Source organism: Streptomyces sp. NPDC032822 (genome assembly GCF_055578825.1).
Genome location: NZ_JBVIOL010000002.1, coordinates 264,532 through 290,260, shown reverse-complemented (window position 1 = coordinate 290,260; position 25,729 = coordinate 264,532). Strand labels below are relative to the sequence as shown.

The following is a 25,729-nucleotide window of genomic DNA, read 5'->3' as shown; positions in this document are numbered from 1 at the left end:
GCCGCGACGAACGTACCCAGTGCCTTCGCCGTTCTTCTCTTCACAGCCGCTCCTTCGGGGAGACGAGTACGCGGACGTCCCAGGCACCGAGCTCCAGCGCCGTGCCCGCGGGGAGGGACGTGCCGGTCAGGGCGTCGGAGAGATCCGTCGGGACCTGGACGCGGGCCGGTTCCCAGCTCCAGTTGTGGACGATGTGGACACGGCGGCCGTCGGGGGACGTGCCGGTCGTCGCGGTGGCGCAGACCGGGAGGTCCTGCCAGGTGTCGCCGCGGGAGGCCGATGCCATCCAGGTGGCCAGCGCCCGCGCGAGGTCGCGGCCGGGGACCGTGCCGACGGTGGTGACGCGGCCGGTGCCGTGGCGGCGGGTGGTGACCGCGGGCCAGCGCCCGAAGTGCGGGTGGTCGTAGGTGGCCAGCACGTCGGCGTCGGTGACGGTCAGGCCGTCCGCCCAGAGGGTCGCCGTCGCGTCCTCGGGCAGGTCGAGCGGACCGCCGGGCGCCGACTTGACGGGGACCGCCCGGGTGAGGTTGCTGAACTCGTCGTAGTGCACGCCCGCCGCCTCCACCAGCCGCCCGGGGGCCGGTTCCTGGCGGGCCCTGGCCTCGTGGTCGGCGTAGCCGGTGCGCGGGCCGAGCACCAGATGGCCGCCCGCCTCCGCGTAGGCCGCGAACCAGTCGAGCGTCGAGTCGGCGGCGATGTACAACGCCGGGACGACGAGGACGGGGTGACGGCGGACGGCCTCCTCCGGCGTCAGCCCCTCCCGCTCGCCGCGCGGGTCGTGCAGTTGGCGGGCGTGGACGATACGGACCTGGCGGCCGGCGTCGAAGGCGCCACGGTAGAGGGGGTCGAAGATGCGGTGATAGGCGTCCCCGTCCGGCTCGCCGTCGGCGGTCGGGACGGGCGGGTACTTCTGCATGAGCCACTTGCTCGGCGTCGAGTAGACCATCGTGATGTCCGCGTCCGGTTCGAGCCCGGCGACCAGCGGACCCGCGGCCTCGAACTCGGCTCCTAGACGGGCGAGTTCGGTATACGTGCGGCCGGGCTGTCCGGTGTGGGGCAGGACGCCGCCCCAGTAGGTCTCCGCGCCGAAGTGCAGTGTGTGCCAGTGCCAGTACTCGATCATGCGGGCCCCGCGACCGACGAGCGCCCAGGCCGCCTGTCGCCACTGGCCGTCGTAGGCGGGGTGGTTGTCCCACGGCATGCCGATCGAGCCGGCGTTGGTCTCGGTGACGAGGAAGGGCTCCTGGCGGGAGGAGAACATCCAGTCGGCGGTCTGGTACAGCGCCCAGACGCCGGTGGTCTGCCACTGCTGCTGGTGCTCGTCGGGCGTGGGGTCGGGCAGCAGCAGATCGTCCTGCATGCCGTAGTACGGGTTGCCCGAGGCGATGTCGAGGCGGTCGGTCAGCTCGTCGTCCTCCACCCCGGGGCGCTTGTAGGAGATGCAGGTGGTGACGAAGTGCTCGGGCCGGGCGTACTCGCGGACGAGGTCGGCCTGCCAGCCGATGAACTCGGTGACCTGGCGGGCCTGGAACTCCCGCCAGGCGACGTCGTACTGCGGCTGGGCGTTGCCGTCCGGCGTCCACAGGTCGGCCCACGTGGACAGCCGGTGCGACCAATAGACCAGGCCCCACTCGCGGTTGAGGGTCTCGACGTCGCCGTACCTGGCGCGCAGGTGGTCGGTGAAGCGCTGGAACACCCCGTGGTTGTGGAAGAGTTCCAGGCCCGGTTCGTTGTCGACCTGGAAACCGATGACGGCCGGGTGGTCGGCGTACCGGGCGACGACCCTGCGGATGATCCGCTCGGCGTGGAAGCGGAACGCGGGGTGGGTGAAGTCGACCTCCTGGCGGGCGCCCCAGCCGATGCGCTGACCGGTGCGCCGCTCGCCGGTGATCTCCGGGTACTGGCGGGCCAGCCACGGCGGGACGGCGTACGTCGGGGTGCCGAGGACCACGGAGATGCCGCGTTCGTGGGCTCCGTCGAGGACCGGCTGGAGCCAGTCGAGGTCGAAGCACCCGCTCGCGGGCTCCCAGGTCGACCAGACCGACTCGCCGACCCGGATGACGGTGACATGCGCGTCGGCCATCAGGTCGAGGTCGGTCTTGAGACGCTCGTCGGCGCGCTGGGTGTCGTGGGGGTGCCGGTACTCGTGGTAGTACGCGGCGCCGAAGAGAACGCGGGCAGGCAGAGCCGCCATGGACAAACCTCCGGAGAAGCAAGGGGAGTCGGGGTGTGGGGGTGTCACTGCTTGACGCCGCCGGTGGCGAGGCCGCTCTGCCAGTACCGCTGGAGCATCAGGAAGGCCAGGACGAGCGGGACGATCGAGATCAGGGAGCCGGTCACGACGAGGGCGAGCAGGTCGCTGCTGGCGCCGGCGCCGCCGTTCTGGGCCTGGTCCGCCCAGCGGGACAGTCCGACCGTGATCGGGTACAGGTTCGGGTCGTTGAGCATGATCAGCGGCAGGAAGTAGTTGTTCCAGGTGGCGACGAGCGTGAACAGCACGACGGTCACCAGGCCGGGGGCGAGCAGCCGCAGCGCGATGGTGACGAAGATCCGGAACTCTCCGGCGCCGTCCACGCGGGCGGCCTCGATGAGGCTGTCGGGGACGGCGTCCTCGGCGTAGATGCGCATGAGGTAGAGGCCGAAGGGGCTGATGAGGGAGGGCAGGATGACGGCCCAGGGGGTGTTGACCAGGCCCGCCTTGGCGAAGAGGAGGTAGGTGGGGATCGCCAGCGCGGTCGTGGGGATCATGATGGCGCCGAGGACGAGGTTGAAGGCGGCTCCGTGGCCGCGGAACCGGTACTTCGCGAACCCGTACCCGGCGGCGGCCGCGAGCAGCGCGGCGCCGAGTGCGCTCACCCCGGCGTACAGGACCGTGTTGAGCAGCCAGCGCCCGAAGACGCCGTCGTCCTGGGTGAAGGTGGCCTTGATGTTCGACAGCAGTTGCGGGGCGTCCGAGAACCACAGACCGAAGCTGTTGAAGAGGTCCTGGGTGCTCTTGGTGGAGGCGACCAGCAGCCAGAACAGCGGCAGCAGGAAGTACCCCAGGACGGCCAGCATGGCGATCGTGAGCGGGGTGCTGCGGCGGGCCGGCGACCGGCGTCGGGACCGGGCCTCGGCGGGCAGCCGCTTCGCCGTCGCGGTGGTCGAGGCGGTGGGCGTCACGGTGGTCACGAGGTCCTCCTGCGGTTCGCGGTGAGCAGGAAGGCGTACGACACGATCACGATGACCAGACCGAGGATGAAGGACACCGTGGCCGCGTAGTTGGTCTGCTGGCTGATGAAGGCGACGGAGTAGGCGTAGAGGTTGGCGGTGTAGGAGCTGTCGATGACGTCCGGGGCGACCTTCGTCAACAGGCTCGGCTCGTTGAAGAGTTGGAAGCTGCCGATCACCGAGAACAGCAGGGTGAGGGTCAACGCCGGTCGCAGCGCGGGGAGTTTGATGGACCAGGCGATCCGCCAGGATCCGGCACCGTCCATGGCGGCGGCCTCGTAGAGCTCGGCGGGGATGGTGCGCAGCGCCGCGTACAGGATGATCATGTTGTACCCGACGAACTCCCAGGTCACGATGTTCGCGAGGCTGCCGAGCATCCAGCTGTCACTGAGGAAGTCCGGGGCCGGCAGGTGGAGATCGCGGCTGATCTGGGCGAAGGGGCCGAAGTCGGGGCCGTAGAGGTAGCCCCACATGAGGGTGGCGATCACGCTCGGGACGGCGTACGGGACGAAGATGCCGAGCCTGATCACCCGGGACAGCCGCAGCAGGCCGCTGTCCAGCGCGAGCGCGAAGAACAGGGCGAGCAGCAGCATCACGGGGACCTGGATGACGAAGAACAGCGCGACGCGGCCGATGCCCTTGCGCAGCAGCGGATCCTTCAGAGCCGTCACGTAGTTGTCCAGGCCGACGAACGACGAGCCGCCGATGAGCTTCTCCTGGAACAGGCTCAGGTAGGCGGCGTAGCCGAGTGGGGCGAGGAAGAGCAGCACGAACAGCACCATGAACGGGGCGATGAACAGCGCCCCTGCCGTGCCGTGCCGCCGGCGGGGCGGGGCCTTCGTGCGGGCGGTGCCCGTGCCGGTCACCGCTGTGGTGGTGGCCATCGTCAGCCTCCCTTGACCGTGAAGCCCTGGCCCTTGGCGAAGGTCGTGATGCGCGACTGCCACGCGCCGAGCGCACGGACGGTGTCGGACCGGTCGGCGAGGGACTTGCCGACGGTCTCGGTCCAGTCCGTGGCCACCCGGTCGAGGAACGGCGGCCACTGGAAGGAGGGGTTGACCTGGGTACTGATGTCCGCGAACACCTCGTTGACCTTCTGGCCGCCGTAGAAGGCGGGCGTGTCCCCGAGGAAACTCGCCTCGGCGAGCAGGGACTTGGTCGCCGGGAAGAAGAACTGCTCGGTGGCGAACATCTTGGCGCTGGCGGGGTCGCTGTTGAGGAACTGCGCGAACACCGCCGCCTGGACCGGGTTCTTGGTGGAACGGATCACCGCGGTGGTCGAGCCGCCCCAGTTGCCCGCGCTGGGCTTGGCGGCGTCCCACTGCGGCATCGGGGCCGCCCGCCACTTGCCCGCGGTGGCCTTGGCGGAGCCGGAGAGGAAGGCCGGACCCCAGGCACCGGTGAGCCAGGTGGCGTACTTGCCCCTGTTGAGCGCGGCGTACCAGCCGTCCGTGAAGTCCGGCTCGACACCGATCACGCCCTCCTTGGCGAGACCGCCCCAGTACTCGCCGAGCTTCCTGGAGACCGCGTCGTCCACGCTGACGGTGATGTCGCTCTTGCCGGCGGTGACGTACGGCTTGGCACCCGCCTGCCACAACAGGCCGTGCCAGGCGGCGACCTGGTTGGCGGCGAGGTTGGTGAGGTAGACGTCCGGGTCGGCCTTGTGGAGCTTGCGGGCCGCCGCGGCGAACTCGTCCCAGGTGGCGGGGACGTCGATGCCGTGCTCGTCGAAGATGTCCTTGCGGTACAGCATGCCCATCGGGCCGGTGTCCTGCGGGATCGCCCAGACCTCGCCGCCGCTGCCGCTGACCTGGCCCCACGTCCAGTCGACGAACGTGGACTTGAGCGCGGAGGCGCCGTAGGGGCGCAGGTCCAGCAGGCTGTCGGTGATGGTGAACGTCGGGATGGCCTGGAACTCCATCTGCACCATGTCCGGGGCGCCGCTGCCCGCCTTGAGCGCGGTGCGCAGCTTGGTGTACTGGGGCGTGCCCTGACCGGCGTTGACGACCTTGACCTTGACGGCCGGGTACTTCTTCTCGAAGAGCGCGATCTCCTTGTCGATGTTCGGGACCCAGGTCCAGAACGTCAGCTCGGTCGGCGTCCGCATCGCCTTGTCGATGTCGGCCTGGCCGACAGGCTCGGCGGAACTTCCGCCGCTGCCGCCGCTGTCGCCGCCACAGGCGGACAGTGCGGCGCCGAGCGACAGCGCTCCGGTCGCGGTGAGGAAGAGCCGACGGTTCATGGAGGAGGAGCCGGACATGGGCATGGTGAACTCCCGCCGATGGCGAAGGGGCCGGCACGCCGGGGGAGGGCGTGCGGAAAGAGGATGGGGAAGGGCAGAGGTGGCGCGACGATCCGGTCGTCGAAGCCGACGTGTTCGGGAAGCGCGGCGGCGCGGCCGGTGTGCGGCACACCGGGGTGTGCGGGACAGTCGGGGAGCGCCGAGCCGCTGCGGCTCAGGAGCCGCCGGGTGAAGCGGAGTTCGCGTGATGCCCGTGCCGCGGGGTCGTCCGTGGCGCCGGGGCGCGGTCGGGATGGACGGGGCCGAGCGATGGCCGGTACGGCGGCTCGCCCCTGGGATCACCTGCCGGGTCCGGGCTCCGAGGCGGGACCGGGCGGTGCTGTTCAGAGGTGGGTGGACGGGCCTCCCTTCGGAAGCGGGGGACCGGACGTGCCCTCATCGGATCGCGAGGGGGTGCGTCGTCGACGTCCCGAGGCCGTCCGGGGCGGCGGCGGGGGCCGGGTCGAGGCACGGACGACGAGGTCGACCGGTGGGTCGCTCGCCGGCAGTGGCTCCGCCTCCGGGTTCTCGATGGCGTGCACGAGTCTCTTGAGGCCTTCCTGCGCCACGGTGTCGAACGGCTGCCGCACCGTGGTCAGCGGGGGAGTCACATAGGCGGCGACCGGGATGTCGTCGAAGCCGACGACGCTCACGTCCTCCGGCACCCGCCGGCCGGCTTCCGCCAGCGCGCGGATCAGACCGATCGCCATGTCGTCGTTGGCGGCGAAGACCGCCGTCGTCCCGGGGTCGGCGGCCAGTTCACGGCCCGCCGCGTAGCCGGAGGCGGCCGACCAGTCGCCCTCGATGACCGGCGGTACGTCCCTGCCGTGCGCGGCCAGCGCCGCCCGCCAGCCCTGGAGACGGTCCTTGGCGGCGTACCACCGCTGCGGACCGGCGAGGTGATGGACCGTCACATGCCCCAGGTCCAGGAGGTGTTCGACGGCGGCCTGCGCCATCAGGTCGGCGCCGCCCGCCCCGGCCAGCACGGTGGAGGCCGTGAAGGGCGGTGGTGCGCCCAGCACCAGGACCGGCACGCCGACCCGTACGGAGGGGGCGCCTTCGTCCCCTTCCTCCTCGATCGGTTCGGAGATGACGATGCCGTCCACGCCCTGGTCGAGGAGCGAGTCGACGGCGCCGGCGACGCCCGAGGGGTCGCCTTCCATCGTGTTGACCACGCGGAGCGCGTAGCCCGTGTCCCGGACGACCCGTTCCACACCCATGAGCAGGGAGGCGGGACCGTACAGGGCCGTGCCCAGCGTCACCACGCCGATGGAGCGGGTCCGTCCGGAGGCCAGCGCCCGGGCGGCGTTGTTGCGCCGGTAGCCGAGCTGTTCGGCGGCTTCGAGGACCCGCCCGCGCACCTCGGCGGAGACGTACGGCTCGTCGTTGAAGACCCGCGACACCGTCTTCTGCGAGACCCCGGCCAGACGGGCCACGTCCACGCTGCGCGGCGCTCCGGAACTCCCGTCCCGCCCTGTCCCTCGCGTCATGACGTCTCCCGGTGGCCGCGATGTCGAGCCCGATTCTGCCAGACGCCGTATGTCTGACTGCGCGGTCATGTCTACGCAGTCAGAAGACGGGCGTCAAGAGTCCGGAACGTATCCGTAACGTTGAGCGGCTCGGCGTGGAGCGCGGAGGGTCCTCGTCACCGCGTGACGAGCGCGCTCCGACCGCGAATCGTTGTAGCCTCCGGAGACCGCCCTTGACCCGCAGAAAGCGGGCAGGGAGCAGGCAGGACAGGAGTTTTCCCATGCTTCGCACCATGTTCAAGTCCAAGATCCACCGCGCCACCGTCACCCAGGCCGACCTGCACTACGTGGGATCGGTGACCATCGACGCCGACCTTCTCGACGCCGCCGACCTGTTGCCCGGCGAGCTCGTGCACATCGTCGACATCACCAACGGCGCCCGCCTGGAGACGTACGTCATCGAGGGCGAGCGCGGCTCCGGTGTGGTCGGCATCAACGGGGCGGCGGCCCATCTGGTGCACCCCGGCGATCTGGTGATCATCATCAGTTACGCTCAGGTGACCGACGCCGAGGCGCGGTCACTGGAACCCCGGGTCGTGCACGTGGACCGGGACAACCGTGTCGTGGCCCTCGGAGCCGACCCGTCCGAGCCGGTGCCGGACTCGGACCAGGAGCGCAGTCCGCAGGCCGTGGTGGCCTGACCCCGATCTCCGGACCAGGAGCGTGCCCATGAGCGACATCGAGATCCGCGACGACCGGGCGGCGGGCCGCCTGGAGGCGATCGGCGACGGCGAAGTCGTCGGCCACATCGAGTACTTCGTCCTCGAATCGCCCCGGGCCGCGTTCGTCCCGGTGCACACCATCGTCGAACCGGCCCACGAGGGGAAGGGCATCGCGGGCTCCCTGGCCCGCGAGTTGTACGCCACGGCCGGGCGCGAGGGAATCGTCGTCGCCCCGCTGTGCCCGTACGTCGTCAAGTGGGCCGAACGCCACCCCGAGGAGGCGCCGGCCGCCGACCCCGAGCTGCTGCGCGCGGCGAAGCAGTGGCTCATCGCGCATCCGGGACGGTTCTGAGCCGGCTGTTCCGGGCCGACTGACCTGGGTGGGTTGTTCCGAGGCGGCTGAACCGGGTGGGCCGTGCCGAGTACGCCGTTCCGCGTCGGCTGTACCGGTTCCGCCGTTCTCGGTCGCCGCACACCGGTGGACCCACCCGGCTCAGCCCCTTCATGCGGCGGGGTGAGTGGTGGGTCCGCCGTCGGGTACGCGGGGGAGTGGTCCAGAGCCGACGCAGACGACTGGCCGGAGGACGCCATGACGTACCCGCACCCCGACCCCGTCCACCCGGACCCCACCCCGGGGCCCGGGCCGGACCCCACACCGGGCCCCGACCCACAGCCGTTCCCCGACCCGGTCTCGCCCCCGGAGCCGCCGGCACCGGGCCCCGACCCGACGCCGCCCCCGCGGCCCACGCCGGGACCCCCGCCCGTACCGCCCTCGCCCGTCCCGCCGGGCCCGGAACCGGTCCCGGGCCCGGAACCGGTCCCGAGCCCGGAACCCGGACCACCGCTCACCTGAGCCACGGGCGGCCGGTGACGAACCGACGCCGCCCACCGCACCCCCTGACGGGGTGCGGTGGGCGGCGCGATCGGTCTCTGTGCAGCGGCGGACGCTACTCGGAGACCTCCGACCGGTCCCCGCCCCACAGCGTGTGGAACGAGCCGTCACGGTCGGTCCGCCGGTAGGTGTGCGCACCGAAGAAGTCCCGCTGCCCCTGCGTGAGCGCCGCGGGCAGCCGCTCCGCGCGCAGGGCGTCGTAGTAGGCGAGGGCCGCCCCGAAGCCCGGCGTCGGCACCCCCTGGCGGGTCGCGGCGATGACGACCTCGCGCCAGTCGTCCTGGGCCGCGGCGATCTCCTGCGCGAACGTCTCGTCGGACAGCAGGCTCGGCAGGTCGGCCCGGGTGTCGTACGCGGCACGGATCCGGTCCAGGAAGGCCGCGCGGATGATGCAGCCGCCCCGCCAGAGCGCGGAGACGGCACCCAGGTCGATGTTCCAGTCGTACTCGTCGCTGCCTGCCGCGACCTCGTGGAAGCCCTGCGTGTACGACACGATCTTCGAGGCGTACAGCGCCTGCTCCACCCGGTCCGCGAAGGCCCCCGCCTCGGCCTCGCTCAGCGGTGTCGCCTTCGGCCCGGCGAGCCCCCGCGAGGCCTCCCGCAGCGCCGCGTGACCGGACAGGGAGCGGGCGAAGACCGCCTCCGCGATACCCGACACCGGCACACCGAGGTCCAGCGCGATCTGGACGGTCCAGCGGCCGGTGCCCTTCTGCTCGGCCTGGTCCACCACCACGTCCACGAACGGCTTGCCCGTCGCCGCGTCCACGTGGGACAGCACCTCGGCCGTGATCTCGATCAGGTAGGAGTCGAGGCGTCCCGTGTTCCAGGTGCGGAAGATCTCGGCGATCTGCGCGGGCTCGTAACCGGCGACGTCACGCAGCAGTTGGTACGCCTCGCCGATCAGCTGCATGTCGGCGTACTCGATGCCGTTGTGCACCATCTTCACGAAGTGCCCGGCGCCGTCCGGACCCACGTGCGTCACACACGGCGTCCCGTCGGCCGCCTTCGCGGAGATCTTCTCCAGCATCGGGCCCAGCGAGTCGTACGACTCCCTCGGCCCGCCCGGCATGATGCTCGGCCCGTGCAGCGCGCCCTCCTCGCCGCCGGAGACGCCCATGCCGACGAAGTGGATGCCCTGCTCACGCAGTTCGCGCTCCCGGCGCCGGGTGTCCGCGAAGTGCGCGTTGCCACCGTCGATGATCATGTCACCGGGTTCGAGGAGCGGGGCGAACTCCTGGATCACCGCGTCCGTCGGGTCACCGGCCTTCACCATGATGACCAGGCGCCGCGGCCGCTCCAGCGCCGCCACGAACTCCTTGGCGGTCTCGGCCGCCACGAAGTCGCCCTCGCTCCCGAACTCCTCCACCAGCGCGTGCGTACGCGACGCCGTCCGGTTGTGCAACGCGACCGTGTAGCCGTTGCGCGCGAAGTTGCGGGCGAGATTGCGGCCCATGACCGCGAGTCCGGTGACGCCGATCTGGGCGGAAGTACTCATATGGCTGGCTCCTGTAAGTGCGGGAATCGGTGCTGCCGGCAGTGCACGTCCATACTGCCTCCCGGCCATCCTGACGTGCCCGTGCACCGATCGCACCTCTGGGCTTGTGCGGAGGTGCGTACGCAGATACGGATCAGAGCCGCGTGTGGCTCAGTACAGGAGCGAGTCGGGCAGGACGAAGGAGCCCTTGCGGGGGAGGGGGCGGTCGGGGGGCAGGCTCAGTACGGCCCGTGCGACACGTTCGACCTGTTTCACGTACTCCTTCGGAGAGTTCGCCCTTCTGAAGTCGATGACAGGCTCGCCTGTCACGAAATCGGGCAATTTGGGATCTCCCAGGATCACGGGAATCACCCGCTGCCTGAACCGGGCCTCCAGGTACTCCTCGACGGCCCACTTCGACCGTGTCCAGTCCGACGTCACCACGGACACCAGAACCTCGGAGTTCGCCAGCGCGTTCTGAAGCCGGGACGTCCACTCTTCCCCCGGCACCCTGTTCCACTGGTCCACCCACACACTGACCCCCAGCCGCTGGAGGTTCTCCGCGAGCGCGAGCGCCCAGTTCTGGTCCGCGTGCACGTAGGAGAGAAAGACGTCGAAGTGGTGCTCGGGAGTCCGCCGAGGCGCACCGAACTCCGGGTCCGGTTCCTTGCGCAACTGGGCCGCCACCGCACGCGCGGCCTGGGCCAGCGTGCCCTGCTCCAGGTTGAACGCCTGCAGGGATCGCGCGATGTGCGGCAGATTGCCGAGCGCCTCGGACGAGGTCACCACCGGCAGGGTGAGCCGCTCGGTGACCCCGCTGACGGAATGGCGCAGAAAATAGCCGAGGTCCTGTTCCTGTTCCGTGGCGGGGTTCCCGTCCACGACCATGGCGAAGTGGCGGCACTCGTCCATGAGTTGCTGCCGTAGCTCGGAAGACCAGAACAGGTCGGTCGGTCCGGCGGCGTGATCGCGGGGATGGGTCGTCACGCCGTTTTCGTGCAGCAGCGAGATGAAGTCCTGGGCCAGCATGGCGGTCGAGCGGCTGTAACTGACGAAGAGGTCCGCTTTGTACGTCCGGCGCGCCGCCTGCCGCGCACTGTCGACGTACGAATCCCGGTTCTCGATCAGCAGACTCGCGTCCTCCAACCGGCGTGCGAGAAGCGCGGCCAGGGAGGCGATGCTGTACGTGACCTGTTCCGAGTTGCGATGGCTCTCGGTGAGGGCGGGCAGCGCCTCGCCGAAGGACCAGATCGGGAAGTACGGGATGGTGATGCGCTGGAGGAGTTCCGTCGCGGTGCTCCCGCGCGGGGCCCAGTCCCTGAGACGCGGTTCCATCCGCTCGGCCAGCCGGCGGCGCCAGGTCTCGCCCTGTTCGTACTCGGGCTGCGCGTCGAACCGGCTCAGCAGCGGCACGGTCAGCAGGCGCGGCCGGTCGTAGGGAAGCGCGTCCCGCGCCTTCATCGCGCGGTCGACGATGTCCAGGACGCCGTCCACGTTCTGCTGGTTCGCGGTGAACGCGAAGACCAGCACGTCGGGGACCTGCGCGGTGCAGATACCGCCGGAGTCGGTGATGCCGGTGCGGCTGTCGACGAGGACGACGTCGTAGTGGGCCATCCACTCGGCCCGCCACGATTCGAGGGTCTCGCCGAAGCCGTGGTCGCCGTACAGCCGCTCCCAGTCGACTCGCTGGAGGCGGGACACGTAGGTGTCGTCCTGGTGGCCCGCCGCGATCAGATCCAGCCGTACGTCTTCGGGGAGACGGACCGTGGTCCGGTGCTCCAGGGCGAGGGACGGGCGGGCGGGTGCGTCGCGGGCCTCCTCGATCATCTCCAACAGCCCGGCCCGGGGCGGAGAGCCCAGATACGGGTCGAAGAAGTACGAGAGCCCCGGTGCCTCCAGGTCCCAGTCCACGCACAGCACCCGGTATCCCCAACGGGCCAGCAGAACAGCCGTGTTGGCGAGGGCGAAGCTGCGGCCCACTCCGCCCTTGTAGGAGTAGAAGGTGACGATCTGGCCGGTCTCCGTCCGGCGCGGCTCCCTCATGCTCCGAACCGGGGCAGCGGGGCGGGCCGAGGCGCGATGGCCTGGGGTGTCATGGTCGGCCAGTCCTCACACCACTCGGGTACCTGTTGCAGGCGTTGCCGAAGGTGACCCGCGAGGCGTTGCACCTCCTGGTGGAAGTCCGCGTACGACTCGGAGTCCCGGTACTTCGGGTGCGGCACGCTGTAGTTCTTGAACGCGTTGTCGAGTTGCCGGTCGTGTACCTCCGCCGGAAAGTTCTCGCCGTCCGCGAACACGACGGGAAAGATGAGGCCGTTGCGCTCGGTCAGCCTTTCCCGTTCCTCCATCGTCCCCCACTCGGCCGTGCACCACTCCGAGTGGAAGTAGGGAGCGGAAAGGACGGGAACCAGGAGCTTGCTCCTGTGGAGCGATCCCACGAGTTCGTCGGGCCAGGGGATACCGATCTTGTCGTTGAGATGGCGGTCGATGAATATCTCCGCCTTCCCGATCTCGTCCTCCAGGCAGCCCTTGAGGATGGGGAAGAAGTGATTCCAGACCCATTCCCGGACGTGCCCCGCGCTCCGTCTGTAACTGATGAACACATCGAACTCGTAGTCCATCGCCGCCCCATTCCCCGCGTTCAGAAACCCGCCCGAAGGCGCCTCCACCCCTGGTGGGAGGGAGTGTAGTCGCCTGATGACTGATCAACTCCGCTTTGATCAGGCTTGTTTGGACGGCCCATGGGCGCGGGACTATTGCAGGGCGGCCGATTGCCGTCTTGTCATGGCCTGTTCGCAGCGCTTACTTTTGCCCCTCCTGACGCATGTCATAGGGGGCACCTCATGGCCGTACGCGGCCGGCACCGCCGGTATCAGCCGAACAGGATCAACCGCGCCTCGCTCACCGTGACGGCGGGTGGTGCCGGGATGGCGATGCCGCTGATGGGGGCCGGGACCGCACAGGCCGCCGACGTGGACACCTGGGACAAGGTCGCCGCGTGCGAGTCCACCAACGACTGGAACACCAACACCGGTAACGGCTACTACGGCGGGCTGCAGTTCAGTCAGTCCACCTGGGAGGCGTACGGCGGCACGCGGTACGCGCCCCGTGCGGATCTGGCCACCAAGGACCAGCAGATCGCCGTGGCGGAGAAGGTACTGGACGGGCAGGGGCCGGGCGCCTGGCCGACGTGCTCCGTACGGGCCGGCCTGACGCGGGGCGGCGACACCCCGGACATCCACCCCGCCGGGACCGGCGACAGCGCCTCGAAGAAGTCGGGCAGCGGCTCGGCGCCGGACATACAGCCGCAGACCACGCCCCAGTCGCGGGCCGGGACCGCCGAGATGTACACGGTGGTCCGGGGCGACTCTCTCTCCGAGATCGCCGACGCCCAGCGCGTCCGGGGCGGTTGGCGGGGGCTGTACACGGCCAACCGGACGACGATCGGCTCGGACCCCGACCTGATCATGCCCGGTCAGCGGCTGAGGCTGCGCGCCCAGGACGGCACGGGCGGCACCGGGGCGACCCGGACCGGCGACAAGTCGACGAGTGAGAAGAAGACCTCCTCGAACGCTCAGGACACCAAGGACACCAAGGACGCCGAAGAGAAGGCGACGGCCGGCGGTTCCCTGGTCTCCCCGGTGAACGCCACCACGGGCACGCCCTACCGCAAAACGGGTTCCTCCTGGTCGAAGGGCTACCACACCGGCGTCGACTTCGCCGTGCCCACGGGGACCTCGGTGAAGGCGGTCGCGGCCGGCAAGGTCGTCACCGCCGGGTGGGGCGGTTCGTTCGGTTACCAGGTGGTGGTCCGGCACTCCGACGGCCGCTACACCCAGTACGCGCACCTGTCGGCGATCTCCGTGAAGTCCGGGCAGGCGGTGGGCGGCGGACAGCGCCTCGGGCGCTCGGGCTCCACCGGCAACAGCACGGGCCCGCATCTGCACTTCGAGGTGCGGACGGGGCCCGGCTTCGGATCGGACATCGACCCGGTGGCCTATCTGAAGGCGGGCGGCGTCAGGATTTGACGCGTGTACGGTGCCGGTCGATGACCGGCAGCGGGATGAACGGGCCGCCGTAGAAGGGACCGTAGAGATACGGCGGCACGGCCGTGCCCGGGCCCGGATCCGACGGCTCCACGTCCTTGGGCGCGGCCGAGAGGCCCGGCGGGACGGTCTCCGGCGTAGGTGTCGGAGTCCCACGGACGGGCTCCGGTGCCCGCGGGACGGTCTCCAGGGTCGATACGACGCTTTCCAGAGCCGGCGAGGGTCCCGGGCCGGGCACGAGCACGCCGTCCGGGACCACCACCGCACCCGCGGCGGCCAGGCTCGGGACGAGCGCGTCCTTGCGCGCCAGGGCCTCCCGCGTCCCCACCGATCCCGGCTGCTCGGGCATCCGCGTCAGCAGCACCTCGGCGGGTACCGATCCTGTGGCCACCGACCCGGCAGGTACCGGCTCGGTGGAAGCCGTCGGGGCCGTTCGGACGGGGACCGGCTGCTCGGGCAGTGGCTCCGCCGCCTCCGCGTGCGACCGCTCCATCCGCTCCGTGGTCAGCAGGATCAGACCGCCCGCCGCGACCACACCGCAGCTCAGCGCGAGCGCGGTACCGGTCGTGCCGTAGCGGAAGGTCTCGCCGAACATCGTGATGCCGACCGCGGCCGCCACCACCGGGTTCACGACGGTGAGCGTGGCCAGCGGGGCCGCGAGCCCGGCGCCCCGGTAGGAGGCCTGGGAGAGCAGCATGCCGGCCGTGGCCAGGACGCCGATCACGGCGAGGGAGGGCAGGTCGGCCGCGGTGACGCCGCCCGTCCAGTCGACGGCGACGGTCTTCGTGAACACCGAGGACATACCGAACGCGATACCGGACGCGATGGCGAGCAGGATGCTGCGCACCGCCGGGTGCCGGTGCGCGGCCCGGCCGGCGATCATCAGCGCGACGACCGCACCGGCGGTGACGACGGCGACGGCGATCCGCTGCGTGGTGTCCAGCGACTGCGCGTCGGACGCGCCGACCAGGGACAGCAGACCGGCGAGACCGACGGTCGCCATGATCGCGCCGCGCCACGCGGTCGCCCCCGCCCTGCGGCCGACGAACACGGCCGCCATGGGGAGGGCGAAGACGATGGTCAGTGCGCCCAGCGGCTGGACCAGGCTCAGGGGGCCGTAGGCGAGCGCCACCACGTGCAGCAGGCCGCCCAGGCCGTTCAGCGCGACCGCCGCCCACCAGCCGGTCCGGCGCAGCGGTGCGTACTGCTGACCGGGGGAGGAGACCGCCACCTGCTCCTGGACGATCGCCCCGCCCGCGTACGCCACGGCGGAGACGAACGACAGCAGCACGGACAACGCGAGGGCACTCATGAGCGACTCCTCTGCGTGAGGCGGGGGCACTCGGCCCGGCGCGGCGTACGGTCGGCTTCCATAAGGAACACGATCCCGTGAAAAGTTCTTCCCGTCGTCGTACCTGAGCAGGCAATGGGTCCTACTGCCGATGGAGTACGAATCGGGCGCCATCATCCCCAAGGTGGGTGACGCGGGGGTGAGACCCCTTGCATGGGACCCCTAAGGGCCTTGGTACTACTGCTCTTCGTGGACCTCGACCCGGATCTCGCCGCGCTCCGTCCGCTCGGCGGCTTCTTCGCCCTGCGCACGCCACTACCCACGGCAGGAGCGCCGCACGCGGTGCCGCGCGTGCCACCGCCGACGCTCGCGTACGTGTACGAGAACGGGTCGTCGGATGTTTATGGAAATTCTATGACTTTTCGCGTCCGGAAGGTAGCGGACGCCCTACGCGCCCCCGAGACGCGGATCGCGGCCTCGGTCGCGCAGCAGGGACTCGCGGCCCGGCTCTGGTCGGTGGCCCTCGGCTGCGCCGCCCTCTACGGCCGGATCCCCGACCTCGACCCGCGGCTGCTGCACTGGGATCCCGACGCCACCGCCCCCGACGACCTGTGGCTGTCCGCCGTACGGCCCCTGCCCGCGAGGGCGGGGAAGCCCGTGGACGCGCAGAGCCTCGTGGAGGCCGTTCTGGACGCCCACCTCCGGCCACTGGCCGACCACGTGCACGCCCGCTACCGGGTCGCCGAGGGACTGCTGTGGGGCAACGCCGCCTCCGCGCTGGCGGGCGCCGCCCGGCAGCTGGACGGCTGGGCGCGCGCCCACGGCCGCGCGGAGGCGGGGGCGAGGGCGCGCGGCCTCACCGCGGAACTCCTCGGCCATCCCCTCCTCGCCGGCACCGGCACGCTCACCGGCACCTCCTTCCGGCGGCGCAGCTGCTGCCTCTACTACCGGGTGCCCGGCGGGGGCGTCTGCGGCGACTGTTGCTTCCCGCGACCCCCGCGGTCTTCCCCGCGCGCCGCATCTGGGTGACCATGAGGGCAACCAGCCGCTGAGACAGGGGGTTCCGGGTGCGAGTGGGACTGCTTTCCCGGGAGTACCCGCCGGATGTGTACGGCGGTGCGGGTGTCCATGTCGAGTTCCTCGCGCGGGAGTTGCGGGCCCTGGTCGACCTGGACGTGCACTGCTGGGGCGAGGTCTCCGCGGCGGAGAAGGCGGCGGGCGTGATCCGTCACCGTCCCTGGCCCGGGCTGGACACCGCCAACGACGCGCTGCGCACGTTCTCCGTGGACCTCGCCATGACCGCCGGCCTCGAAGGCCGCGAACTGGTCCACTCCCACACCTGGTACGCCAATCTCGCCGGCCACCTCGGCAAGCTCCTGTACGGCATCCCGCATGTGATGACCGCCCACTCCCTGGAGCCCCTGCGCCCTTGGAAGGCCGAACAACTCGGCGGCGGGTACGCCCTGTCGAGCTGGGCCGAACGCACCGCGATCGAGTCCGCCGACGCGGTGGTCGCCGTCTCCGGGGCCATGCGCGAGGACATCCTCGGCTGCTATCCGGCGCTGGATCCGGCCAAGGTCCACATCGTGCACAACGGCATCGACACCGCTCTCTACCGGCCCGACCACGGCACCGACGCGCTGCGTCGCGTCGGCCTCGACCCGGACCGCCCGTACGTGCTGTTCGTCGGCCGCATCACCCGCCAGAAGGGCGTGCCCCACCTGCTGCGGGCGGTGCGGGACATCGACCCGGCCGCGCAGGTCGTGCTGTGCGCGGGCGCCCCCGACACCCCCGAGATCGACCGGGAGTTCCGTGAGCTGTTCGAGGAGCTGAGCCGGGTCCGCGAGGGGGTGCACTGGATCCCGCAGATGCTGCCGCGCCCCGAGGTGATCCAACTCCTCACGCACGCCGCGGTGTTCGTCTGTCCTTCGGTGTACGAACCCCTCGGCATCGTCAACCTGGAGGCCATGGCGTGCGGAACCCCCGTCGTGGCCTCCCGGGTCGGCGGTATCCCGGAGGTGGTGGACGACGGCCGGACCGGGGTACTGGTCCCGGTGGACGACGACTTCGAGGCGGGGCTCGCGCGGGCGCTGGACTCGGTGCTCGGCGATCCGGTGGCCGCGCGCCGGATGGGCGAGGCGGGACGGGAGCGCGCGGTGGGCGAGTTCGCCTGGGACGCGGTCGCCCGGCGCACGGTCCGGCTCTACGAGGAGATCCTCAAGCAGGGCTGAGGGCCGCCGGTGGCCGCCGCAGGGCGACAAGTGTTCTTCGAACAGGCGTAGTCGGCCCTGCTCAGGGGCAGGCATGGGTCAACCAGGGTGAGGGGAGCGGCCATGCGTCGTGGTGGTGGTCCTTCGGTGCTCGGCATCGTGCTTGCGGGCGGAGAGGGCAAGCGTCTGATGCCCTTGACCGCGGACCGGGCGAAACCCGCGGTCACCTTCGGCGGCACCTACCGCCTCGTGGACTTCGTGCTGTCCAATCTCGTCAACGGCGACATCCTGCGTATCTGTGTCCTCACGCAGTACAAGTCGCACTCGCTGGACCGGCACATCACCACCACCTGGCGGATGTCCAGTCTGCTCGGCAACTACGTCACGCCCGTCCCGGCCCAGCAGCGCCTCGGTCCGCGCTGGTACCTGGGCAGCGCGGACGCGATCCTGCAGTCCCTGAACCTCGTGTACGACGAACGGCCCGAGTACGTGGCGGTGTTCGGTGCCGACCACGTGTACCGCATGGACCCGCGCCAGATGCTCGCCCAGCACATCGAGAGCGGCGCGGGGGTGACGGTCGCCGGCATCCGGGTGCCGCGCTCCGAGTCGTCGGCGTTCGGCGTGATCACCCCGGGCTCCGACGGGCTGACGGTGGAGGGCTTCCTGGAGAAGCCCGCCGACCCGCCGGGTCTCGTCGACGACCCCGAGTGCGTGTTCGCCTCGATGGGCAACTACATCTTCACCACCAAGGCCCTCATCGAGGCGCTGCAACGGGACGCCGAGGACCCCCAGTCGGTGCACGACATGGGCGGTTCGATCCTGCCCCAGCTCACCGACCGCGGCGAGGCCCAGCTCTACGACTTCAGTGCCAACCACGTCCCCGGCGAGACCACCAGGGATCAGGGCTACTGGCGTGACGTCGGCTCTCTGGACGCCTACTACGACGCCCACATGGACCTCATCGCCGAGCGCCCCGCCTTCAACCTCTACAACCGCAGCTGGCCCGTCTACACCCACTCCGGCCAGCTCTCCCCGGCCCGCTTCAACGCCGGCGGCATCGCGAGCGAGTCCATCATCAGCGCGGGCTGTCTCATCCGGGGGCAGGTCACGCGGTCGGTGCTGTCGCCGGGTGTGGTGGTCGACCCGGGAGCCGTCGTCCAGGGATCGGTGCTGCACGACAACGTGCACATCGGGCGGGGCGCGGTGGTGCGCGGAGCGGTGCTCGACAAGAACGTGGAGGTGCCGCCGGGCGCGACGATCGGCGTCAACCCGGAGCGGGACGGCGAGTTGTACACGGTCTCCAAGGGCGGAGTGATCGCGCTGGGGAAGGGGCAGCGGGTTCCCTGACGGGCCGGCGCAGGCTCCCGGAGGGCCGGAGGATTCCCCGAAGTCCCCGAGCGGCCTCGGTGTGTTCCGCACACCGAGGCCGTTGTCATGTCCCTGGACGAGAAACGGAATCCGTGTTGTCATGCCAACTCCTGTCCATGACAACGTTGTTATGGGAGTTCCGTGCTCACCAGACACCTCAGAAACCGACTCGCGTTACTGTTCGCCGCGCTGCTGGGCCTCAGCGGCCTCACCGCGGCACCCGCCCTGGCCGACGGCCCCGACGAGGCCCGCGGACTGAAGGGGGAGTACTACACCCAGTCCGCCCCCGGAGCCTTCGACTTCCACGCGCTCAAGGCCACCACCTTCGACCCGGTGCTCGACTTCGACAACCTGGAACCGCGCCTGGTCTCCACCACCGGCCGCTCGGACGACGTCAGCGTCCGCTGGACCGGCCGGATCGTGCCGGAGAAGACCGGTCCGCACACCTTCTCGGTCATCGGCGACAACGGCTTCCGGCTGTGGGTCGACGGACGGCTCCTCATCGACCACTGGGTCGACGACTGGGACCGCGAACAGACCGCCCCACCCGTGGACCTGACCGCCGGCACGGCCCACGACATCAGGGTCGAGTACTTCGAGCACTACGGCGGCTCCAACCTCCACCTCCGCTGGACCCAGCCCGGCGGCGCCAAGGAGACCGTCCCGCAGTCGGCGTTCCGGCTCCCCGCCGGATTCGACTATGACGGACCGGTCGCGACCACGGTCCTCGGCGACGGCCGCACCCTGAAACTCGACTTCGCCCAGCCCCTCGCCCCGCCCCCGCCGGGCCTGACCACCCACCTCACGGCGGTCATCGGCGGCGCCGCGTGGCCGCTCGGCGCCGCCGGGCAGGACCCCGCCGACCCGAGCGCCCTCCTCGTGGCCCTCGACGAACCCGTCGTGGGGAACAAGACCGGCACCGCGCGCGGCACCGCCGACGTCCGCTACGACGGTGCCGGCGGACTGACCGCCGTCGACGGCAACGTTGTCGAGCCGTTCTGGAGCAGCGGCCCCAACCACTCGACGTACCGGCTGCGTACCGAGTGGGCCGACGAGGTCGGCCCGGACAACGCCCTTCCGGAGTATCCGCGCCCGCAGTTGACCCGTTCCGACTGGCGCAACCTCAACGGCCGCTGGCAGTTCGCCGCGGCCGAGGCGGGCGAACAGCCGCCCGTCGGCAGGACCCTGCCCGAACGGATCCTCGTCCCCTACCCCGTCGAGTCGCAGCTCTCCGGCATCGAACGGCACGAGGACCGTATGTGGTACCGCCGCACCTTCACGGTCCCGGCCGACTGGCAGATCGGCTCCGGCAAGCGGCTGCGGCTCAACTTCGGCGCGGTCGACTGGCAGACCGAGGTGTACGTCAACGGCACCAAGGTCACCGAGCACAAGGGCGGTTACGACAAGTTCGGCGCCGACGTCACCGACGCGCTCAAGCCGGGCCGCACCCAGGAGCTGATCGTCGGCGTCCACGACCCGACGGACGCCGCGGGCGGCGAGAACCCCCCGCTCGGCAAGCAGCGCCTGGACCCGAGCGGCATCTGGTACACCCCGTCCTCCGGGATCTGGCAGACGGTCTGGATGGAGCCGGTGGCCCGCGACCACGTCGACTCGCTCAGGCTGACGCCCGACGTCGCCAGGAGCGAGCTCACCGTGGCGGCACGGGGCGTCCGGGACGGCGTACCGATCACGGCGACGGCGTACGAGGGGAAACGCAGGGTCGCCACGGCCCGCGGCCGTACCGGCGGCCCGCTCACCCTGACCGTCGAGGACCCGAGGCTGTGGTCGCCCGACGACCCGTTCCTCTACGACCTGAAGGTGACCGTCGGCGCCGACCGGGTCGGCAGCTACTTCGGGATGCGTTCCATCGCCGTGGAGCGGGTGGACGGGGTGCCGCGCACGGTCCTCAACGGCGAACCCGTCTTCATGATGGCCACCCTCGACCAGGGCTTCTGGCCCGACGGCCTGCACACCGCGCCGACCGACGAGGCCCTCGCGTACGACCTGAGGGCGCACAAGCGGCTCGGCTTCAACTCGGTGCGCAAACACATCAAGGTCGAACCCGACCGCTGGTTCCACTGGGCCGACCGGCTGGGCCTCCTGGTGTGGCAGGACATGCCCGCGATGACCGCGGGGGTGAACCCGAGTGCCACGGCCCGCGCCCAGTACGAGCGCGAGCTGAAGGAGATGATCGACGAGCACATCAGCAGCCCCTCGGTCGTGATGTGGGTCACCTTCAACGAGGGCTGGGGCCAGTACGACGTGGGCCGGGTCGCCGAGCAGGCCAAGGCCTGGGACCCGAGCCGGCTGGTGAACAACCAGTCGGGCCTGAACCTGGGGGCCGACGGCGACGCCGGCGACATCATGGACGAGCACGGCTATCCCAGCCCCGCCCTGCCACCCCGCCCGGACGGCAGACGCGCCCTGGTCAGCGGCGAGTACGGCGGCCTCGGACTGGCGGTGCCCGGCCACGCCTGGTCCGTGCAGCAGTCGTACGTCGACGTCGACCCGGCGACCTACACCGACGACTACCTGAAGAAGCTCGACGAGGTACGCGCCCTGGTCTGCCGGGGGAGCAACGGAGCCGTCTACACGCAGATCGCGGACGTCGAGGGGGAACTCAACGGCCTCCTGACCTACGACCGCGAGGTCCTCAAGCCGGACGTCGAACGGGTGAGGGCCGCACACGAGGCGCTGATCCGGGACGCGTCCTCGGCCGAGCCCGCGGGCTGCCCGGCCACCTGAGGACCCGTGCGGTCACCCGGCGGCGCGTGAGGTCACCGAAATGACCCCATGAGCCCCGTGAGTCCCGCCCCTCCCTGAGGGGCGGGACTTAATCCGTTGTTAACTGAGCGTAGCTTGATCGTACTTGACCGTAATCGCCAAGGGGCGATTGACTGCTGGCTCACCCGTCGTCGACGCGAGGCAAGCCCTTGACTTCCGATCTGCTCGCCCCTCTCGACCTGGCTTTCTGGAACATGGAATCCGCCGAGCACCCCATGCACCTCGGCGCACTCGGCATCTTCACGGCACACTCGCCCACCGCGGGCGCCCACGCGGCGGACCTGCTGGCCGCCCGGGCCGCCGCGGTACCCGGACTGCGGATGCGGATCCGGGACGTGTGGCAGCCGCTCGCCCTCCCGCCCGTGTTCGGCGGCGCCGCCCGTGAACCCGACCCCGGCTTCGACCCCCTCCACCACGTCCTGCTGCACGCCCCGGCCGCCGACTTCCACGCCGAGGCCGGCCGGCTGATGCAGCGGCCCCTGGACCGCGGCCGGCCGCCCTGGGAGGCACACGTGCTGCCGGGGGAGGACGGCGTCTCCTTCGCCGTGCTGTTCAAGTTCCACCACGCCCTGGCCGACGGCCTGCGCGCGCTCACGCTCGCCGCCGCGATCCTCGACCCGATGGACGTACCGGCCCGCCGTCCCCGACCCGCCGAGCCCTCGCGGGGCCTCCTCCCGGCCGTCCGCGAACTGCCCGGGCTGCTGCGCGGTGTCCTGTCCGACGCGGGCCGGGCCCTCGACATCGGCGCCTCGGTGGCCCGTTCCTCCCTGGACGTCCGCACCTCGGCCGCCCTCAGCGCCGCCTCCACCGGCACCCGCCGCACCGCCGGGGTGGTCGTCGACCTCGACGACGTGCACCACGTCCGCAAGGCCGTCGGCGGCACCGTCAACGACGTCCTGATCGCCGTCGTCGCCGGCGCCCTGCGCCGCTGGCTGGACGAACGCGGCGACGGCAGCGACGGCGTGGCGCCGCGCGCCCTGATCCCCGTCTCCAAACGCCGCCCGCGCACCGCCCACCCGCAGGGCAACCGGCTCTCCGGGTACCTGATACGGCTTCCCGTCGCCGACCCGGACCCGCTCGGCCGCCTCGCCACCGTCCGCCTGGCCATGGACCGCAACAAGGACGCCGGGCCCAACCGGGGCGCCGGCGCCGTCGCCCTGCTCGCCGACCACGTCCCGGCGCTCGGCCACCGGCTCGGCGGCCCCCTGGTCGGCCAGGCCGCCCGGCTCTGGTTCGACATCCTCGTCACCAGCGTGCCGCTGCCGGGCATCGGCCTGAAGCTCGGCGGCAACCAGGTCACCGAGATCTATCCCTTCGCCCCGCTCGCCCGCGGCCAGTCCCTCGCGGTCGCCATCTCGACGTACCGCGGACGCGTCCACTACGGCCTGGTGGCCGACGCCGAGGCCGTTCCGGATCTCGACCGGCTGGCCCTCGCCGTCACCGAGGAGGTGCGGACACTCATCACCGCCTGCGCCCCGTGATCGTCGAGGGCCATGATCGTCACGGGTTTGGCGCTGGGGCCGGGGCTCCGTAAAATTCCCTGTTCGAAAGCGTCGCCGTCGGAGCGCCGCGCGAAACACCCAGGGAACGGCAGCGGCCATGACGGTGACAGACAACGGCTCGGCGACCACGGACGAGACCGTCCACGGTCCCGGCATCGACCCGGAGCGGCTCGCCGTCTGCCTCAGCGTGCTCGACGAACTCGACAAGCTGGACGTCGACCACCCCGACGCGATCGCCGTGCGCCGAGCCACCGCGGGCGTCTACCGGACCGTCAAGCAGCGCCGTCGCCAGGACCGCCGGGCCGCCAAGACCGCGCACGACAAGGCGGTCACGGAGGCCACGGCGACCGGCTCCGCGCAGCGCATCGACGACGAGACGGAGGGCCTCCTGCCGTCCTCGGTCACCGAGGAGGGCCGGATCGCGGGGATACTCCAGCGCCCCCGCTCCTGCTACACCTGCAAGGCCCGGTTCGTGGAGGTCGACTACTTCTACCACCAGCTCTGTCCCGACTGCGCCCGTCTGAACCGGGCCAAGCGCGACGCCCGCACCGACCTCACCGGCAAGCGCGCCCTGCTCACCGGCGGCCGGGCCAAGATCGGCATGTACATCGCGCTGCGGCTGCTGCGCGACGGCGCGCACACCACGATCACCACGCGTTTCCCGAAGGACGCCATCCGCCGCTTCAAGGCCATGGACGACTCGGGGGACTGGATGCACCGCCTGGAGGTCGTCGGCATCGACCTGCGCGACCCGGCGCAGGCCGTCGCCCTCGCCGACCGGGTCGCCGAGGCGGGCCCCCTCGACATCCTCATCAACAACGCGACGCAGACCGTACGCCGCCTGCCCTCCGCCTACGCCGCCCTCGTCGACGGCGAGAGCGCCGCGCTGCCCGCCGGGGAACTCCCCGCCCACCACGTCATCGGCGCCTTCAACTCCGGCGCGGTGGACGGCCTGGCCGCACTGCCCGCCGGGATCTCCGGCATGGACGCCCAGCAGGTCGCCGACCTCGCCCTGGTCGCGGGCAACGCCAGCGTCGCCCGGCACCTCGACGGCACCGCCATCGACGCGGGCGGCCTCGTCCCCGACGTCGTCGACAGCAACACCTGGGTGCAGACGATCGAGCAGATCTCCCCGGTGGAACTCCTCGAAACCCAACTGTGCAACTACACGGCGCCGTTCATCCTGATCAGCAAACTCCGCCCGGTCATGGCCGTCGCCGCCACGAACGCGACGAGCGAACGCGCGCACATCGTGAACGTCTCCGCGATGGAAGGCGTCTTCGGCCGCGGCTACAAGGGCGCCGGCCACCCGAACACGAACGCCGCCAAGGCCGCGATGAACATGGTCACGCGGACCAGCGCCCAGGAGATGTTCCAGTCCGACGGCATCCTCATGACCTCGGTCGACACCGGCTGGATCACCGACGAACGCCCCCACTACGACAAACTCCGCCTCGCCGAGGAGGGCTTCCACGCCCCCCTCGACCTGATCGACGGCGCGGCCCGCGTCTACGACCCGATCGTCCGCGGCGAGCAGGGCGACGACGTGTACGGCGTCTTCCTCAAGGACTACGCGCCGGGCAAGTGGTAGATCGTCGTCCGGTGGCCTCCTGGAGGCCACCGGTGTGTCGGGTTCAGCGGTGGCCGAAGGGGTCGGCGTCGGTGTCCGACGGCGACCCGCCCCGCAGTCGCTCGTGGATCGCGTAAGGCGCCGACGTGCTCGCGGCCCGGACCCGGGTGCCCCCGTCGACCAGCAGGTCCGCTCCGGTGATCCAGTCGGCGGCGTCCGAGGCCAGCCAGGCCACCGCGCGGGCCACGTCCTCCGGTTCCCCGATCCGTCCGAGGGGGAGCCCCGCGGCGACCTCGTGTTCGTCCGGCTCCCAGACGAAGCGGGCCATTTCGGTGCGGGTCAGGCCGGGGGAGACGGAGTTGACGCGTACCTTCGGGGCGAGTTCGCCCGCGAGTTGCCGTGTGAGGTGGAGGAGGGCCGCCTTGCTGGTGCCGTACGCGCCCACGCCGGGGCCGACATGGCAGGCGCCCTCCGTGCAGATGTTCACCACCGTGCCGCCGTGTTCGCCCATCCAGGCCCGCCAGGCGCACTGCACCAGCCGCAGGGGTGCCTCGACGTTGACCGTGAACGCCTCGCCCCAGGCCGCCGGATCGGCCGACATGAGCGGGCCGTAGGGCCGGTTGGTCGCCGCGTTGTTGACCAGCACGTCGATCCGGCCGAACTCGCGCAGCACCGACTCCGTGACCCGGGACAGGTGGTCGGGGTCGGCGACGCTGCCCGCGAGGCCGATGCCGCCCAGCTCCTCGGCGGTCCGTCGTACGTCGTCGGGGTCGCGGGCGGTCACACACACCAGCGCCCCGGCCGCGGCCAACCGCCCCGCGACGGCCCGCCCGATCCCGCGGGTGGCGCCGGTGACGATCGCTGCCCTGCCCCGGAGCCCCGGGAGTTCGTACGACGACGTCATCGGCGT

The 25,729-nt window shown here is 71.0% G+C and carries 19 protein-coding genes; 9 read left to right on the top strand and 10 right to left on the bottom strand.

Annotation, left to right across the window (positions count from 1 at the left end; all coding sequences use genetic code 11):
• Positions 1–40: 40 nt before the first annotated feature.
• From ACZ5VD_RS07020 to ACZ5VD_RS07000, 5 genes are all read right to left on the bottom strand, one after another.
• The gene (locus ACZ5VD_RS07020) at positions 41–2,194 is read right to left on the bottom strand and encodes a beta-galactosidase (RefSeq protein WP_468681241.1); all 2,154 of its coding nucleotides are present in this window, start codon (positions 2,192–2,194) and stop codon (positions 41–43) included.
• A gap of 44 nt (positions 2,195–2,238) precedes the next feature.
• Positions 2,239–3,171: a carbohydrate ABC transporter permease gene (locus tag ACZ5VD_RS07015; protein ID WP_468681240.1), complete on the bottom strand. Its 933-nt coding sequence runs from the start codon at positions 3,169–3,171 to the stop codon at positions 2,239–2,241.
• Positions 3,168–4,094 carry a carbohydrate ABC transporter permease gene (locus ACZ5VD_RS07010; RefSeq protein WP_468681238.1) on the bottom strand — a complete coding sequence of 309 codons (927 nt, stop codon included), beginning with the start codon at positions 4,092–4,094 and terminating at the stop codon, positions 3,168–3,170. The genes ACZ5VD_RS07015 and ACZ5VD_RS07010 overlap by 4 nt, the downstream gene beginning before the upstream one ends.
• A 2-nt stretch (positions 4,095–4,096) precedes the next feature.
• Positions 4,097–5,476, bottom strand: coding sequence for an ABC transporter substrate-binding protein (locus ACZ5VD_RS07005; protein WP_468681235.1), 1,380 nt, complete (start codon positions 5,474–5,476; stop codon positions 4,097–4,099).
• A gap of 359 nt (positions 5,477–5,835) precedes the next feature.
• Positions 5,836–6,981, bottom strand: a complete 1,146-nt coding sequence (locus ACZ5VD_RS07000; protein WP_468681234.1) for a LacI family DNA-binding transcriptional regulator — start codon at positions 6,979–6,981, stop codon at positions 5,836–5,838.
• A 260-nt stretch (positions 6,982–7,241) separates the two neighbouring features.
• Between ACZ5VD_RS07000 and panD the strand changes: the two genes are divergently transcribed.
• Both panD and ACZ5VD_RS06990 read left to right on the top strand, forming a co-directional pair.
• The gene (panD, locus tag ACZ5VD_RS06995; RefSeq protein WP_468681232.1) at positions 7,242–7,661 is read left to right on the top strand and encodes an aspartate 1-decarboxylase; all 420 of its coding nucleotides are present in this window, start codon (positions 7,242–7,244) and stop codon (positions 7,659–7,661) included.
• 28 nt (positions 7,662–7,689) lie between these two features.
• Positions 7,690–8,034: a GNAT family N-acetyltransferase gene (locus tag ACZ5VD_RS06990; protein WP_468548429.1), complete on the top strand. Its 345-nt coding sequence runs from the start codon at positions 7,690–7,692 to the stop codon at positions 8,032–8,034.
• A gap of 595 nt (positions 8,035–8,629) precedes the next feature.
• Here ACZ5VD_RS06990 and gndA read toward each other — a convergent pair.
• From gndA to ACZ5VD_RS06975, 3 genes are all read right to left on the bottom strand, one after another.
• Positions 8,630–10,069 (bottom strand): NADP-dependent phosphogluconate dehydrogenase, encoded by a 1,440-nt coding sequence (gene gndA / locus ACZ5VD_RS06985; protein ID WP_468548430.1) that lies wholly within the window; start codon positions 10,067–10,069, stop codon positions 8,630–8,632.
• Positions 10,070–10,219: 150 nt separating this feature from the next.
• Positions 10,220–12,091, bottom strand: coding sequence for a KGGVGR-motif variant AAA ATPase (locus tag ACZ5VD_RS06980; protein ID WP_468548431.1), 1,872 nt, complete (start codon positions 12,089–12,091; stop codon positions 10,220–10,222).
• A complete protein-coding gene (locus ACZ5VD_RS06975; protein WP_468548432.1) occupies positions 12,088–12,669 on the bottom strand; it encodes a TIR domain-containing protein in 582 nt (193 codons plus the stop codon). Before ACZ5VD_RS06975 ends, ACZ5VD_RS06980 begins: the two co-directional genes overlap by 4 nt.
• Before the next feature lie 222 nt (positions 12,670–12,891).
• On the opposite strand from ACZ5VD_RS06975, the gene ACZ5VD_RS06970 reads away from it, so the two are divergent.
• Positions 12,892–14,076 carry a transglycosylase family protein gene (locus ACZ5VD_RS06970; protein ID WP_468681230.1) on the top strand — a complete coding sequence of 395 codons (1,185 nt, stop codon included), beginning with the start codon at positions 12,892–12,894 and terminating at the stop codon, positions 14,074–14,076.
• On the opposite strand, the gene ACZ5VD_RS06965 is transcribed toward ACZ5VD_RS06970, so the two are convergent.
• Entirely contained in the window at positions 14,066–15,406 is a 1,341-nt protein-coding gene (locus ACZ5VD_RS06965) for a DMT family transporter (RefSeq protein ID WP_468681228.1), read from the bottom strand. The two genes, ACZ5VD_RS06970 and ACZ5VD_RS06965, sit on opposite strands and share 11 nt — an antisense overlap.
• A gap of 192 nt (positions 15,407–15,598) precedes the next feature.
• On the opposite strand from ACZ5VD_RS06965, the gene ACZ5VD_RS06960 reads away from it, so the two are divergent.
• The 6 genes from ACZ5VD_RS06960 to ACZ5VD_RS06935 all read left to right on the top strand — a co-directional run bounded on the left by ACZ5VD_RS06960 (position 15,599) and on the right by ACZ5VD_RS06935 (position 24,840).
• Positions 15,599–16,414, top strand: a complete 816-nt coding sequence (locus ACZ5VD_RS06960) for a (2Fe-2S)-binding protein (protein ID WP_468681226.1) — start codon at positions 15,599–15,601, stop codon at positions 16,412–16,414.
• A 38-nt stretch (positions 16,415–16,452) separates the two neighbouring features.
• Positions 16,453–17,616, top strand: coding sequence for a glycogen synthase (glgA, locus tag ACZ5VD_RS06955; protein WP_468548436.1), 1,164 nt, complete (start codon positions 16,453–16,455; stop codon positions 17,614–17,616).
• Between the two features lie 102 nt (positions 17,617–17,718).
• Positions 17,719–18,942: a glucose-1-phosphate adenylyltransferase gene (gene glgC, locus ACZ5VD_RS06950; RefSeq protein ID WP_468548437.1), complete on the top strand. Its 1,224-nt coding sequence runs from the start codon at positions 17,719–17,721 to the stop codon at positions 18,940–18,942.
• Positions 18,943–19,104: 162 nt separating this feature from the next.
• Positions 19,105–21,708 carry a PA14 domain-containing protein gene (locus ACZ5VD_RS06945; protein WP_468681224.1) on the top strand — a complete coding sequence of 868 codons (2,604 nt, stop codon included), beginning with the start codon at positions 19,105–19,107 and terminating at the stop codon, positions 21,706–21,708.
• 188 nt (positions 21,709–21,896) lie between these two features.
• Complete coding sequence (locus ACZ5VD_RS06940) at positions 21,897–23,228, top strand: wax ester/triacylglycerol synthase family O-acyltransferase (RefSeq protein WP_468681222.1); 1,332 nt, start codon at positions 21,897–21,899, stop codon at positions 23,226–23,228.
• Positions 23,229–23,346: 118 nt separating this feature from the next.
• A complete protein-coding gene (locus tag ACZ5VD_RS06935) occupies positions 23,347–24,840 on the top strand; it encodes an SDR family NAD(P)-dependent oxidoreductase (RefSeq protein ID WP_468681220.1) in 1,494 nt (497 codons plus the stop codon).
• 43 nt (positions 24,841–24,883) lie between these two features.
• On the opposite strand, the gene ACZ5VD_RS06930 is transcribed toward ACZ5VD_RS06935, so the two are convergent.
• Positions 24,884–25,723 carry an SDR family oxidoreductase gene (locus ACZ5VD_RS06930; RefSeq protein WP_468681218.1) on the bottom strand — a complete coding sequence of 280 codons (840 nt, stop codon included), beginning with the start codon at positions 25,721–25,723 and terminating at the stop codon, positions 24,884–24,886.
• Positions 25,724–25,729 lie beyond the last annotated feature (6 nt).